Origin of the sequence: Schaalia turicensis ACS-279-V-Col4, from assembly GCF_000296505.1 — a bacterium.
Lineage (GTDB): Bacteria > Actinomycetota > Actinomycetes > Actinomycetales > Actinomycetaceae > Pauljensenia > Pauljensenia turicensis_A.
Map to the genome: position 1 here is coordinate 387,072 of NZ_JH815208.1, position 14,364 is coordinate 401,435.

Genomic DNA, 14,364 nt, shown 5'->3' on the forward strand with positions numbered 1-14,364 from the left:
ACGCATGTGACCCCGAAGGAATTCCTTCGGGGTCACATTATTCAAGCCAGGTGTTTAAACCACCCTCTGCGATTAAGGCGTATCAAGCACGCGCTTGTTCAACCTCAGTTCTTCTTCGAGGAGATCAGGTCAACAGCGACTGCGAGAATCACAACGAGACCCTTGATGGACTGCTGCCATGCGGAGTCGACTGCCAGAATCGACAGGCCCATGTTCAGAACGCCCATGATGAGTGCACCGATGATGGCACCGGAGATCTTACCGATACCACCGGAGACCGCAGTACCACCGATGAAGGCTGCTGCGATAGCGTCGAGTTCGTAGTTGTTACCTGCGGTTGCGACTGCAGCACCTGCGCGAGAGGTCGTGATGATGCCGGCGAGTGCGGCAAGGAAGCCCATGTTCACGAAGACCAGGAAGTCAGTGCGCTTGGTGTTGATACCGGACAGCTGGGCTGCGCGGAGGTTGCCACCAACGGCGTAGATGTGACGACCGAACTTCGTCTTCGCCATGACGAACGAGTAGATGACCACCAGGACGCCGATGATGATGAGAACGATCGGGGTCCCACCGGAGGACAGGGAGAGCAGGTAGGTCACGAAGGCGATTGCCAGGGCTATCAGGACCTGACCGGTGACGAACAATCCGAACGGGATGACCGCTGCACCTGCCTTGATATCCTTTGCGCGACGGCGGAAAGAGGAGAAGAGCGCGACTGCGATCGTTGCGATACCGATAACCAGAGTGACGACGTCAAGCATGCCCGCGTAGCCGAGGAACGGGGGCAGGGATCCGGCTGCGATGGCCACGAAGCCCGACGGCAGACCGGAAACGGTTGCTTCTACGAGGACGATCGCGAGGCCACGGAAGATGAGCATGCCACCCAGGGTGACGATGAACGCGGGGATGCCAACGTAGGCAACCCAGAAGCCCTGCCAGCAGCCAATCAAGATACCGAGAAGCAGGCCGATGACCACTGCAAGTGGCCACGCAACGTGCATCTGGTACATGAGCAGTGCGACCACGCCACCGACGAAGGCGACGACAGAGCCGACAGCGAGGTCGATGTGGCGGGCGATGATGACCATGGTCATGCCGATGGTCAGAACCATCACGTACGCGTTCTGCTGAATCAGCGAGGCGATATTGTTCGGGGCCAAAAGGCGGCCACCGGTAAGAATGTTGAACAGGATGACAATGACGACGAGCGCACCGAGAATCCCGTACTGCTGGAGGCTGCCCTGCAGCCGTTTGGTCGACTCTTTCATCGTGCTTCCTTCACTCGTTCCTTGGTCATGAGCTTCATGAGAGATTCCTGTGTTGCTTCGGCCGCGGGAACGACACCCGTGATCATGCCTTGGCTCATTGTGTAGATGCGATCGCAGATGCCCAGAAGCTCGGGCAACTCCGACGAGATGACGAGGACAGCGTGACCCTCATCGGCTAGTTGCTGAATGATTTGGTAGATCTCGTACTTGGCACCGACGTCGATGCCTCGTGTCGGCTCGTCAAGGATGAGGATCTCGGGATCGGTGTTGATCCACTTGGCTAGGACAACCTTCTGCTGGTTGCCACCGGACAGGGACGACGCGAGTGCGTCGATCGACGAGGTCTTGATGCGAAGCTTCTGTCGGAAGTCTTCGACCAGCGCATCCTCGTCATGGGACTGGATGACGTGCCCCTTGATAATCTTGTCGATGGCTGCAATGGTGACGTTCTTGCGAATGTCTTGGATCAGGTTCAGCCCCATCGTCTTGCGGTCTTCGGGGACATATGCCAGGCGGTGGCTGATCGCCTTGGTCACGGTGGAGGTGTCGATGACCTCGCCGTTCTTGCGAACTTCACCGCTGATCGAGGTGCCGTACTGGTGACCGAAGATGCTCATGGCAAGCTCGGTACGTCCCGCACCCATCAGACCGGCCAGGCCGGTGATCTCTCCGCGGCGCAGTTCGAAGCTCGCGTCGTCGACGACCTTTCGGCCAGTGTCGATCGGGTGGTGAACGGTCCAGTTGGAAACTTCGAGGATTGTGTCGCCGATGGTCGGCGTGTGCTCCGGGAAGCGGTTGGACAGTTCGCGACCGACCATCTTGGCGATGATTTCGTCTTCGGTTACGCCTTCGGGGCGGTGCATGTCGATGTAGCCGACGGTCTTGCCGTCACGGATGATCGACGTGGAGTCGGCGATCTCGCGGATTTCTCCCAGCTTGTGGGAGATGATGATCATGGTGATGCCCTCTTCGCGGAGCTGACGCATCAGCTCAAGCAGGTGCTCAGAGTCATCGTCGTTGAGTGCTGCGGTCGGCTCGTCCAGGATCAGGAGCTTGACGTCCTTGGACAATGCCTTTGCGATTTCAACGAGCTGTTGCTGGCCAACGCCCAGGTCGACGACGCGCGCGTCAGGGTTGACGTCCAAACCGACCTTGTCGAGCAGTTCCTTCGCCAGAATCTTGGTTTCGTGCCAATCAACGAATCCGGCACGTCCCCGTTCGTTGCCAAGGAAAATGTTTTCCGCAACGGACAGGAACGGGGACAGCGCCAGTTCCTGGTGAATGATGACGATGCCGACATCCTCCGATTCACGGATGGACTTGAATCGGCACTCCTCACCGGCGTACTCGATCGTGCCGTCGTAGGAGCCGTACGGGTAGACGCCCGATAGCACCTTCATGAGGGTCGACTTGCCGGCGCCGTTCTCGCCGCAGATGGCGTGGACTTCGCCGCGTCGGACCTCCATCGTCACGTCGTCGAGGGCCCTCACACCGGAGAACTCCTTGACGATGTGCGTCATGCGCAGGACCAGTTCATCGGTCTGCATCATTCACCTCAGTTTCTAGGAGAGTTACTTACGTCCGAGGATCAGAGACCGAGGTCTGCTGCCGTGTAGAAGCCCGAGTCAACGAGCTTCTCTTGGACGTTGTCCTTCGTGATGACGACCGGATCGAGCAGGAACGAAGGAACAACCTTCATGCCGTTGTCGTAGGACTCGGTGTCGTTGACCTCGACCTCAGTGCCCTTGACGATCTGGTCGACCATCTTGGCGACGCGATCACCGAGAGCGCGGGTGTCCTTCCAGACGGTCATGGATTGCTTGCCAGCGATGATGTTCTGGACGTTTGCCTGGTCGGCGTCCTGACCGGTCAGGACCGGCCACGCATCGGCGGTGTAGCCGTCCGAGTCGAGCGCCTGGGAGATGCCGAGTGCGAGGGAGTCGTTCGGGGAGAGGATGGCTTCAACCTTCTTGTCGGAATAGAAGGAATTGAGGCGGGTTTCCATTTCTGACTGTGCGGTGGTGGACATCCATGCCTGGATGCCGATGGACTGCCAATCGTCAACGGATGACGGTGCCTTGCCGGACGGAACGGTCAGCATGCCGGATTCAACGTAGGGCGAGAGGACGTCCCATGCGCCGGAGAAAAAGAACTTGGCGTTGTTGTCATCGGGGGAACCGGAGAAGGGTTCGAAGTTGAACGGGCCCTTGCCGTCCTTGAGGCCGAGGGATTCTTCGATGTACTGGCCCTGCAGCTGGCCGACCTTGTAGTTGTCGAAGGTCGCGTAGTAGTCGACTGCTTCGGTGTCGCGGATCAGGCGGTCGTATGCGATGACCGGGATGCCTGCGGACTTGGCCTGTTCTAGAACGGGAGCCAGTGCGGAGCCGTCAATGGAGGCGACAACGAGGACCTTGGGGCCTGCGTTGATCATGTTCTGGATCTGGGTGATCTGCTGTTCAACCTTGTTGTCTGCGTACTGCAGGGAGACGTCGTAGCCTTCGTCCTTCAGCAGTTCTTCGAGGTGCGAACCGTCACGGTTCCAGCGCTCGAGGGACTTACTCGGCATTGAAACACCGATGAGGCCACCTTCACCGCCAGCTGCTGCGCCGGATTCGGACGAGCCACCGCGTTCTGCGGAGCAAGCGGCCATGCCAAAGGCCATGGATGACGCTGCAAGTGCAACGAGCGTCTTCTTTGCAATTCCTCGCATTGTTTGGCTCCTTCGCCATTGTGCGGTGTCGCTTCAGCACGACCCGCGGGTCTGTGATTCAAAATGGGATGTTCACGAATCTGGGGAGTATGCGTTGCTCCCCTTCACGCAGGGGGTACGAGGCCACCTGCGCATTCAGTCTTCAATTCTGGAGAACCGTGGAGGCTGGGGTGGTTTCTTCCTATAGCCACCGCTAGCCGGCTAGTAGGGAGGGTAAACCCCGATTCCCTTTTGTTCCCAAACAAAACATAAACGGTGACACACGCCTCGTCAAGACAAAAACAAACTGTCACCCGTTTTCACACGGTTTTCGGGGAACATTTACCCCTATCTTGGACTTTTGCGGACTCTGAAAAACTAGCCCTGAACTGCGATTTTTCCTGATTTAAGCACCGAAGTCACTATTTTCGATTGTTATGCAACAATTTCATAACAACACCTGCGTTTCACACTCCACAACTCAGTCGACAAGGCCCAAGAAGTCTTTCACCCACAACACCTGACGGTGCCACTGATACAGGCCACCACCCTCATGCTCGTTGAATGCGTGGGCATCAATCTGGGCACTCGGTCGCTGTCCGCCAGCCTCAACCACCTTTTCACCCCACCAGTTTTTCGCTGCATACACCGTCGACGGCGGGCAACAGATATCCATGAGCCCGGTCGAGAACAACGCGGGAATCGTCGCGCGCTTCCCCAGCGACACAATGTCAAAGTAGGCGAGGGTCTCAAACACCATCTCGTCACGGCCACGGAACACGGACAGGTAGCGGACAACTTCCTGATAGGGCGTATGTTCGCTTAATCCGACCGCACGGCGGAAGTCGGCCATCCACGCAACGTCGGGCATCGTAGCCAAAACGCGCGGGTTCAGAACGCCGGCCACAACGGACAGTGTGCCACCCTGGCTTTGCCCGGTGACAATGATCCGCTTCTCGTCGCAGTGCGGAAGGTGCACAGTAGCCTCAACCGCGTGGTGCGCGTCGATATAGATCCGACGGAAGTAGTAGTCGTGAGGGTCTTCGATTCCACGTGTCATGAGTCCGAACTGACCAACGCCCAGGGGATGCGGATCGACGGTGTCCGCCCCTGTCCCCCAGTTTCCGCCTTGGCCACGGTTGTCCATGACTAGGTGCGCAAAGCCCGCGCCCGCCCAGCCGAGGTGCTCGTACGGGAGGCCTCGTCCACCGCCATATCCGCGGAACTCGACAATGGTGGGCAATTCTTCGCCGGGCTGAGCCGTTGCAGGAATTGTCAGCCACGCCTTGATCGGATCGCCCGCGTACCCGCCGAAGGTCACGTCGAAGACTCGGTGAGTCTTCACCACCAGATCGGTGACCTCTTCGATCTGAACGGACCTCGGGTCGAAAGGATTCTCTTCAAGAGTCACCGCCCAAAATTCATCGAAGTCTTCGGGCTCGAAACTATCGGGGCGATAGGTTTCCAACTGGTCCCGGTCAAGGTCGAAGAAGGTCGACATGTGTACTCCTGCGTGTGCAATCCCCCGTGGTGCACCGTCTTTGGCAAACATCGACAATGGGGGAAACGATTCCTCACACCTGTTTAGCAGATGGGACAAGCCTCCCGCCTTCTACACGCAGCGACTGGGCACAGTTCACCATCGCACTGCATCCCAGCTCTCCCTCAATTGACGAGGCCGGCCACACTTCAAAGCCCTCAGCCTATTGAAAGGCCGGCGGCAAAGAAGTATCAGCTGATATCAGTCCCGGGAAGCCAGAACCTTCGCAGCCTGCTTCGCCACACCGAGGGCGACGTATTCGGCGGGCTCGGGCAGTTCCACTGCAGCATCCAACATGTCTGCTGCCAGGGCCTGAACGGCCGGCGACTGCACCGCCGGAGCGCGGGATCCGGAAGGATCCGTCAGCGGTCGTGAGCTTCACGGCGTCCGTAGCCTGCACGTCGGCATCCGCGGCGCGCATCGAGGCCCCGGAGTGCGACGCCTACTGGGCGCTCCCCATCGATTCGGGCACCTCCGTCCTCGAGGTCGGCGCTGTCTTCGAGGATCTCGCCGCCGCTCCCCGCTCCGACGGATCGACCATCGACCTCACTCGAGTCCCGCTCGGCGTCGAGGTCGACGAGATCGTCCTCATCGCCGAGCCGAAGGAGCCTCGCGTCGCCCTTGTCAACGAGGCGGAGGGGTACCGCGTCGGCGTCGAATGGGATCCGACGTATCTCAAGAGCGCGATGCTGTGGATGTCCAACCGCGGGCGCAAGGGGCTGCCCTGGGGCGGGACGAACCTCTGCCTCGGGGTCGAGCCAATCACCTCGGCCTTCGACTTTGGGCAGGGCGTCTCTGCCGGCGACAACCCACTGGCGAAGGCCGGATACTCGACCGCCGTCGACTTCGAGGCCGGGCGGACCGCGGATCGGCTGAGACGCTTCATACCCCGGGTCTTCCGGCATCGAACACGCAACGGAAGGATGCAACAGTCATGCAGTCAGGCACGCGAGAGGGACGACGAGGACACCGTCGTCCCTTCGATATGCGGTTCGACCTGCGGTAAGCACGGCGAGGAATGACGGCTCGCCCATCCGCTGCGTGTCAACGCGATCGCGTAGGGCGGACAGATGCTTCGCCGCCTCATCGATTTGCGAACCGCCGAGCTTCACTTCGATCGGGGCCCAACGCCCATCGGCAAGGACGATCACCGCATCGGCTTCAAGTCCCGTTTTATCGCGATAGTGGAATACTTCGCCGTCGTTGTATTCCGCGTACACCCGAAGGTCGTGAACGCACAGGGATTCGAACTGGAGGCCGAAGGTCTCCATGTCCTTCAGCAGCGCCGCGGGAGTCGCGCGCATGAGCGCCACTCCGATCGACGGATCCGAGAAGTGACGGGTCGGACTCGTACGCACGGCGGTTTTCGAGCGTAGCGCTGGATTCCATGCGGCGAGGTCCTCGATCACATACGCGCGAGTGAGAGCATCGAGATAGTCACTCACGGTGTTCGGCGGCATCGCCTCATCATTGACCGCGAGGTCGGCCGCGATCGTCGTCTGCGCCGCCTCGGTCGAGACACGCCGAGCATACGCCCTCATAAGGGCGCGCATTCGAGTCGCATTGCGGTTCACGCCATCCATGCGCGCAGCATCCGAACCGATGAGCCCCTCGACATAGGTGCGTGCACGCCGCCCGACATCAGCAGTCGCCGCAGTGACTGCCTGAGGCCACCCTCCCCTACACAGAAGTTCGACAATCCTTTCGACGTCGAGCGGGGCGATGGCCGCGACGTCGCCCTCGCCATCGAATAGAGCCCTCAGGGAGATCTCCCCACTCGAGTCGCCAGCCTCCGCCAGACTCATCGTACGCATGACGAACCGCTCGATTCTGCCGACTCCCGAGTGGGCTCCCACGATCGAGGGCGTCGAAGACCCCGTGAGGATGAACTGGCCCGCTTCACCGCGACGGTCGACGCAAAAGCGCACCGCGTCCCAGAGTTGAGGGGCCATCTGCCATTCGTCGATCAGCCGAGGAATAGGCCCCTCGAGGAGCGCGGATGGCTTCACCTCCGCCAGCTGCCGGTAAGAGCTCGAGGTGTCGGGATCCTGCAAGTAGACGACCGATGCGGCGGCTTCCCGAGCGGTCGAGGTCTTACCACACCACTTGGGTCCGGCGATGAGGACGGCTCCGCTGGTTTCTAGCGATCGACGAAGCTGTTGATCGACGAAGCGAGGAATGTAGTCCGCCATCTACTTACCTTTCCCTGAATCTTGAGGAACAGTGTAAGTGATTGTGTGAGTTGGACGGCTTTCGTTGCGTGAGTTGGACGAATTCTATTGAGTGAGTTGACTCTGGGGCTTCGAGCGGCAAAGCTTCGGTCTTCATGGACGAGCGCGTGGACCAGCCCACGATCTTGCGAGAAAACACATCGGTCACGAACGCGGTGTACACAAACCCGACCTTCGTTCGCACGTACGTCATGTCCGCGACCCACAGACGATTCGGCCGATCAGCTGTGAACTGGCGGTTGACCAGATCCGCGCGCGTGTCTGCCTGTCTACCCTTGCGGGTAGTGATCGGGGCCCGGCCCCTGCGCACACCACGGATTCGCGCTGTCCGCATGAGGCGTGCGACCTGCTCACGCCCCACAGTCCAACCAGCACGCTTGAGGGCATGCCACATCTTGCGCACCCCATACACCCGATAGTTCGCCTCGAAAATCGCGGCGATCTCGCCTGTAAGGACGGCGTCATTGAACGATCGCGCGGATGGGGCTCGCGTATTTGCGGCTCGGTAGCCCCGCGAGGACAGAAAACCGCCCGCGCGCTCACGGTTCAACGTCTGACAGATGAACTCAACACTGAAACGATCACGATATGCGTCAATGAAGGCAATCATTTCCGACGTTGGGGGTCGAGTTCGGACGCGAAAAAAGCCGACGCCAACTTCAAAATCTCGTTCGTCCGCCGTAGCTCTGCGTTCTCCCGACGCAAGCGCTTGAGTTCGACGCTTTCCTCAGTGGAAACCCCAGGACGAACTCCCGCATCCACGCGCGCCCGCATTACCCACCGTCGAAGTGACTCCCTCGACGTTCCCAACTTCATCGCCGTATCAGCAATCACGCTTGTCTCAGACACTCCAGGATCATCCCGAAGCCGATCCTCAACAAGGCGTACAGCCCGATCCTGAAACTCTGTCGGATAGTTCCTTGGCATGCGAAATCCTCTCACAACAACCGAGGAACAAAACCCGGGGCGCTTCACCATGAACCAAACGCATGCCCCACAGCCTGCACCACAACAACACCGCCCAAAGAATTCTCACCAGCCTCCACATCGACTCCACACCATAGATATGGGTCACTTAAGTTGCACGAGTCAGGTTCAACATCAGGATTCTCATCGATTCATTGAGGGCAATTCGAATATTGATGGGGGCGGTCCGCCGACGCGGACCGCCCCCATCGCTGAGTATTTTCCGGTCAGCACTCACTCCTGTTGAGACAGGCGCGCAAGCGTCTCCTCGGTATCCTTGCCGACCTTGCCGCTGGGGTGCAGGTAGAGCACTTCCTCCCAACCGAAGCCGCGACGCCCGCGAACGTACATCGCCATCGCATCCCCCCATGCACAGTTGGACAGAGTCGACCCCATGGCGAGCACGCCTTCCGGATCCCCCGACATGAACGGGGTAACGCACACGAGATCAGCCATTCGCTCCAGGGTCGACTCCGGGTAGCACGTGAGAACAACGATCTTCGCGCCCCGATGCTTCGAGCGATCGACGAATTCCGATAGCTCGTCGGATTCTCCGCCCTTGGAGATCGCGATGACGAGGTCTCTCCCTGTTACGACCCCCAGACTGCCGTGGAGACCGTCTGCGGGATTCTGGTACAGCGCAGGCGTGCCGGTGACATTGAAGAGATGAGCCATGCGCCGAGCGATCGTGCCTGAAGTGCCCGATCCCGTGCACACCGTTTTCCCCTCCGTTGAAAGAATCGCCTCTGCCACCGCGACGAAGTCCTCATCGAGGCTCGCCGCCGTGTGCGCAACATCTTCGGCTTCTCGCATGATCAACGATCGGCACGCTTCAAGTAGTTCCTTATCGGCACTCATGTCCGACTCCTTTCCCCGACCCATCACGGCCAGAACACGATTGGTCGGGCTCATGCCCGACCTGAGTAGAGGCCGTGCGATTGATACGGCCCGACTCTCAGCTGTCGTTCACTCCTTCATGCAAAAGCGGCGACTCGATTGCGCGGGACCCCGTGTCGTCCCTTGTCCCGCGAAACACGTTCAGCTCGGTGCTTCACCTCCCACTGGACGACGAAGACGGACACGAGAATCAGGCCTTGGACGATCTGATAGATGTACGCCGAATAGCCGAGTGCATTGAGCCCGGAGGAGATCATCTGGAGGATGACGGCGGCGATAGCGGCACCGGGAATCGCCACTCGTCCGCCGAAGGGATTAACGCCGCCGAGAACGGCGATAGTGATCGCAAGCATGAGATAGGAGCCGCCGTAGCCCGCAGAGGCTGAAGCTGTTCTAGCGGCCATGAACACTCCTGCGAGCGACGAAAGGACCCCGCACAGGACATAGGTCTGCACGGTCACACCTACCCTGGAGATTCCCGAATAGTCAGTGGCTACGGGATTCTCGCCGAGCATCACTGCCCGTACGCCGAAGGAGGTGCGCCCCATGAGCAGGGCGACGACGACGACGACGACGAGGAATGCCCAGAACAGGAAGGGAATGCCCGCCAGAGTTCCTATTCCGAGAACATCGAGTTCAGGGGTGCCCCCGTAAAGGGGCTTTCCCTTCGTCAAAGCGATGGCGAGACCGAGGAAAATCTGCTGGGTTGCCAATGTGGCGAGAATCGGAGCGATTCTCACTTTCGCAACCAAGAGACCATTGATCGCTCCTGCGACTACCCCGACGACGAGCGCCGCACCGACGGCGATCAGAGTCGCAACAATCGATGGGAATTCCGCATCGACCAGCGCATCAGACAGGAAGAGGACGAGCAGAGCCGATAGATTCGCGACGGTCACCGTCGACAGGTCGATCCCTGCAGTAGTCATCGCCACTGAGATCGCGAGAGCCATCAATGCGATCTCCGGCACCGCGTAGGCGATGGAAGCGAGATTCAGCGACGAAAAGAAGGTCGCCGGAGCCGCCAATGAAAATGCGATCGCGAGAACCCCGGCCACTCCCAGGAGCCCGGCGGAGTAGCCGAAACGCGGCATGCGGTGAAGAACTTGAGAGGTGAGCATTACGCACCTGCCTCCTCGAGGATCTGCGGGCGACGAACGGCAAGAAGCGCAGACCGCGCCTGAACCGCTACGCCCAGGAGAATGACGAAGCCAATGACGAAGCTCTGCCAGTAGCTCGATACCCCGAGACGTACGAGCGAGTTCTGCGTCAAGGAGATGAGGAGAACACCCAGGAAGGTTCCCCGTACGGACCCGCGGCCCCCGGAATCAAGAGCACCACCGATCACGACGGCGGCGATGACGTTCATCTCCGTTCCAACAAGTTCGAACGGCGATGCGTGGCGCGACACGACCATGTGGACCATGCCGCCGAGGCCCGCCAGCACGCCCGCAAGAACGTAGATCCCCACTTGTACGCGTGCGACTTGGATGCCGATCCTGCGTGCCGCTTCCCGATCCCCGCCGATGGCGTAGATCGAGCGCCCGAATGTCGTTCGACTCAAGAGGAGGGCGACGAGCGCCGCGACGCCGAGCACGACGAGAACGGTGACGTTGATAGGGGATCCCCCTAGGCTCAGCACACTCGTGGCTCCGACGGAATCGAACAGTGTCGGTAATGTCGCCAGGTAAGTGGATCCGATGAAGGCGAGGAGCGCTCCTCGGATAATGACCTGAGTGCCGAGAGTCGCGACGAGCGTCTCAATGCGATAACGAGCGACGAGAAGCGCATTGAGGAGACCGAGCACTCCGCCCAGACCTGCAGCGGCGAGGAACGGCCAGACTCGGCCGTCCACTCCGCTGGAATTCATCACGGTGACCACCGTGTAACCGGAGAAGACGGCGATCGCCGTGAAGGAGACGTCCATTCCACCCGAGATGATGACGGGGAGGAGCCCCAGGGCGAGGGCCATCGTGACGATTCCCGACCTGATGATGTCCCCTGCGAAAGAGAGACTCATCTGTCCGGGTGAGATCACCGCCATGCCGACGAGGATCACGATAATGACGAGAAGAAGAATCCCCTCGTTGTTCCTGCCCCGCAGGGAACGAATGCTGAAGCCTGACTTCATTCTGCTTGAAACACCTCCTCGACGCGGTCCGTCGTGACCTCATCTCCGGCGAGTTCATCGACGAGCCGTCCGCGTCGCATGACGAGAACACGGTGACAGACCGAAACGAGCTCGGGGATGTCATCCGATATGAGTAGGACGCCCATTCCCGAAGCCGCGCGTTCCCGGAGAATGTCCATGATTGTGGCTTTGGCGCCGATGTCGACTCCGACTGTCGGACCGTTGAGAATGAGGACCCTCGGGTTCGTCGCGAAGCACTTCGCGAGAACGACCTTCTGCTGATTCCCTCCGGAGAGGGACGAGACGGGGTCCTTCGGCGATCCGACTTTGATACCAAGCTCCTCGATCTGTTGGTCCACGAGCTCGCGCGCACGGTTCCAGCGGATCCAACCCAGTGCGGAGGAGAGCGACGCAAGAGTCGAGGCGATGACATTATTGAGGATCGACTGCTTCAGGAAGACTCCTTGGGTCAAACGATCCGGCGGAACGTAGGCGATCCCTGCATCGAGAGCTGCGGCTGAGCCTCGGAATCGGACTACCTCCCCTCCTACGCTCACGCTTCCTCGATCCGTACGAATCTTGCCGACGACAGCTTCAGCGATTTCGGAACGACCTGAGCCGAGCAGACCGGTGATACCGACGATCTCCCCCTTCTTGACGTGGAAGGAGACGTCTTCAAAGAGACGATGGGCACTCAACGAATCGACACTCAAGACTTCCGGTTCGTCGGGAGCCAACGCGCTGACGCGGCGTTCCTCAGTCGCGACATAACCGAGAAGCGACTCTGCGAGCAGGTCGGGCGTGAATCGATCGCTCGGACTGTCCGCCACGACTTTTCCGTTGCGCATCACGACGATCCGATCCGAAACGGAAAGCACCTCATCAGTCTTATGAGAGACGAAGACGATGGCGACTCCCTGGTCACGCAGTTTGGCGACGATGCCGAAGAGGACCTGAACCTCTTTCCAGGTCAGGGCAGTCGTCGGCTCATCCATGAAGAGGACCTTGACGTCGCGGGCGAGAGCGCGAGCGATCGCGACGATCTGCCGGTCGGCAACAGTGAGGTCCTTGAGCTCAGCATCCAGATCCATCTCGACACCGAGTTCGTTCAGAACCCTCTTCGCCGTCTCGTGATCGATCCGAGGCTGGCGAGTGCGTCTCCCCTCCGCAACCCGTTCGCCGAAGCAAATGTTCTCGGCGACGGTGAGGTTGGGAAAGACCGACATGTCTTGGAAAATCACTTGGATTCCGAGGCGTATCGCGTCGAGCGCGCCAAGGCCGGTGACATCCGCTCCGTCCAGGAGAACGCGCCCTTCGCTCGGATGCTCAACTCCTGACAGTATCTTGATGAGCGTCGACTTCCCGCATCCGTTGGTTCCGGCGAGGCAGAGGACCTCCCCCCTGCGAATCGCGATCGATACGTCGTCGAGTGCAGTGACACCCCCGTATCTCTTCGTGATGCCCTTGGCCTCGAGAACGGCTTGAGACATGCCTACCCTCCCTTCATCGAGGGTCGGGGCAGTGCTGGCACCGCCCCGACCCCGCTCAAGGACGCCCGTCAGAACGGGTAGTCCTTGGTCGTTTCCTTGGTGATGTCGATCCAGGCGTTGCCGTAGAAGGTCGTCGGTGACTCCTTGTCCTGCGTGACCTTCTCGTAGCCCGGAACCCCCAGATCGGCGCCGTCCACGATTGATCCTCCATCGAGAATGATCTCGGCGGCTGCGAGCATCGCCTTGCCCTGGAGGGCGGGATCCCATCCGGTGATCACATCGACCGAACCGTCATCAATGAGGGAGCCGACGATCGCCGGAGTCGAGGTGCCGACGACGCAAGTCTGATCCTGCTTCCCAGCTTCCTGAATGGCACGACCGATACCAGCGACATCGGTGGACGCCGAACCGATGAAGCCCTTGATGTCGGGATAGCGCGCCAGAATCTCCTTGGTCCGCTGATAGGCGGTCTCCTGGGATTCATCCGAAGAGACCCTCTCCCCGATGCTCGTGATGTTCGGGTAGTCCTTGAGGTGCTCGGTGGCTCCATCGGCCCATTCGTTGTGCGACTTGACGGTGAGCGAGCCGACGAAGTGTGCGTATTGCCCACCGGCATCGCCCATGCAGGTGGCGAGCTGATCAAGCTGATGGGCGCCGTAGTCCTGGTTGACGAATGCCTCGACGTCGGCGTCGACGCCGTTCATGCCGGCGGCTTCGCCCGTGACGATGACGATCCCCGCCTGCTTCGCGCGCTGAATAACGTTCTCGAGGGATTCGGGGGAGTTCGGGACGATCGTCATCGCGGACGGCTTCTGGGCGATGAGATCGTTGATGATCGCGATCTGCTTCTCCTCGGAGGCGTCATCACCGGCGGTCTGAGTGACGCTGATGCCGTGCTCTTCCGCGTATTCTTCGTTACCGACCTGCATTCGGTTGAACCAGTCTCCGCCGGACAGCTTCACGACGTTGACGATGTTCCGGTCCCCGCTCGAAGCGGCGGGCGCCCCGGACTCCGCACCTGAATCGGCGGTACGGGCGCCCGTGGTCGAGCATGCTGACAAGGCGACGAGTGCCGCCAAGGAGACGAAGGCGACGGCGCCTTTCCTCTTCGTAGTCATGGTTATCCTTTCACCTGTGTTGTGTGGAAGCGAC

At 60.1% G+C, this 14,364-nt stretch carries 13 protein-coding genes and 1 pseudogene; 1 reads left to right on the plus strand and 13 read right to left on the minus strand.

Features of this window, described 5'->3' with window-relative positions:
* Positions 1-104: 104 nt before the first annotated feature.
* The 5 genes from mmsB to HMPREF9241_RS09690 all read right to left on the minus strand — a co-directional run bounded on the left by mmsB (position 105) and on the right by HMPREF9241_RS09690 (position 5,830).
* Positions 105-1,268 (minus strand): multiple monosaccharide ABC transporter permease, encoded by a 1,164-nt coding sequence (gene mmsB, locus HMPREF9241_RS01725; protein ID WP_006680557.1) that lies wholly within the window; start codon positions 1,266-1,268, stop codon positions 105-107.
* Entirely contained in the window at positions 1,265-2,815 is a 1,551-nt protein-coding gene (gene mmsA, locus HMPREF9241_RS01730) for a multiple monosaccharide ABC transporter ATP-binding protein (RefSeq protein ID WP_006680558.1), read from the minus strand. The genes mmsB and mmsA overlap by 4 nt, the downstream gene beginning before the upstream one ends.
* Before the next feature lie 41 nt (positions 2,816-2,856).
* Positions 2,857-3,978: a multiple monosaccharide ABC transporter substrate-binding protein gene (gene chvE / locus HMPREF9241_RS01735; protein WP_006680559.1), complete on the minus strand. Its 1,122-nt coding sequence runs from the start codon at positions 3,976-3,978 to the stop codon at positions 2,857-2,859.
* Positions 3,979-4,438: 460 nt separating this feature from the next.
* Complete coding sequence (locus tag HMPREF9241_RS01740; RefSeq protein WP_006680560.1) at positions 4,439-5,458, minus strand: acetylxylan esterase; 1,020 nt, start codon at positions 5,456-5,458, stop codon at positions 4,439-4,441.
* A gap of 240 nt (positions 5,459-5,698) precedes the next feature.
* The gene (locus tag HMPREF9241_RS09690) at positions 5,699-5,830 is read right to left on the minus strand and encodes a hypothetical protein (RefSeq protein WP_257878459.1); all 132 of its coding nucleotides are present in this window, start codon (positions 5,828-5,830) and stop codon (positions 5,699-5,701) included.
* A gap of 38 nt (positions 5,831-5,868) precedes the next feature.
* Here HMPREF9241_RS09690 and HMPREF9241_RS09360 point away from each other — a divergent pair, with 38 nt between their 5' ends.
* Positions 5,869-6,519 carry a hypothetical protein gene (locus HMPREF9241_RS09360; RefSeq protein ID WP_006680561.1) on the plus strand — a complete coding sequence of 217 codons (651 nt, stop codon included), beginning with the start codon at positions 5,869-5,871 and terminating at the stop codon, positions 6,517-6,519.
* On the opposite strand, the gene HMPREF9241_RS01750 is transcribed toward HMPREF9241_RS09360, so the two are convergent.
* From HMPREF9241_RS01750 to HMPREF9241_RS01785, 8 genes and pseudogenes are all read right to left on the minus strand, one after another.
* The gene (locus tag HMPREF9241_RS01750) at positions 6,430-7,689 is read right to left on the minus strand and encodes an ATP-binding protein (RefSeq protein ID WP_006680562.1); all 1,260 of its coding nucleotides are present in this window, start codon (positions 7,687-7,689) and stop codon (positions 6,430-6,432) included. The two genes, HMPREF9241_RS09360 and HMPREF9241_RS01750, sit on opposite strands and share 90 nt — an antisense overlap.
* Positions 7,690-7,789: 100 nt before the next feature.
* A pseudogene (locus HMPREF9241_RS09765) lies at positions 7,790-8,338 on the minus strand (IS3 family transposase); the annotation flags it as partial.
* The gene (locus tag HMPREF9241_RS09225) at positions 8,335-8,706 is read right to left on the minus strand and encodes a transposase (protein WP_308339590.1); all 372 of its coding nucleotides are present in this window, start codon (positions 8,704-8,706) and stop codon (positions 8,335-8,337) included. The pseudogene HMPREF9241_RS09765 and the gene HMPREF9241_RS09225, both read right to left, overlap by 4 nt.
* 222 nt (positions 8,707-8,928) lie before the next feature.
* Positions 8,929-9,552: a KpsF/GutQ family sugar-phosphate isomerase gene (locus tag HMPREF9241_RS01765; RefSeq protein WP_006680564.1), complete on the minus strand. Its 624-nt coding sequence runs from the start codon at positions 9,550-9,552 to the stop codon at positions 8,929-8,931.
* A 116-nt stretch (positions 9,553-9,668) separates the two neighbouring features.
* On the minus strand, positions 9,669-10,712 hold the full coding sequence (locus tag HMPREF9241_RS01770; RefSeq protein WP_006680565.1) for an ABC transporter permease: 1,044 nt from the start codon (positions 10,710-10,712) through the stop codon (positions 9,669-9,671).
* Positions 10,712-11,722 (minus strand): ABC transporter permease, encoded by a 1,011-nt coding sequence (locus HMPREF9241_RS01775; protein WP_006680566.1) that lies wholly within the window; start codon positions 11,720-11,722, stop codon positions 10,712-10,714. Before HMPREF9241_RS01775 ends, HMPREF9241_RS01770 begins: the two co-directional genes overlap by 1 nt.
* The gene (locus tag HMPREF9241_RS01780; protein WP_006680567.1) at positions 11,719-13,212 is read right to left on the minus strand and encodes a sugar ABC transporter ATP-binding protein; all 1,494 of its coding nucleotides are present in this window, start codon (positions 13,210-13,212) and stop codon (positions 11,719-11,721) included. The genes HMPREF9241_RS01775 and HMPREF9241_RS01780 overlap by 4 nt, the downstream gene beginning before the upstream one ends.
* A 68-nt stretch (positions 13,213-13,280) precedes the next feature.
* The gene (locus tag HMPREF9241_RS01785) at positions 13,281-14,330 is read right to left on the minus strand and encodes a substrate-binding domain-containing protein (RefSeq protein WP_006680568.1); all 1,050 of its coding nucleotides are present in this window, start codon (positions 14,328-14,330) and stop codon (positions 13,281-13,283) included.
* Between the last annotated feature and the right edge of the window lie 34 nt (positions 14,331-14,364).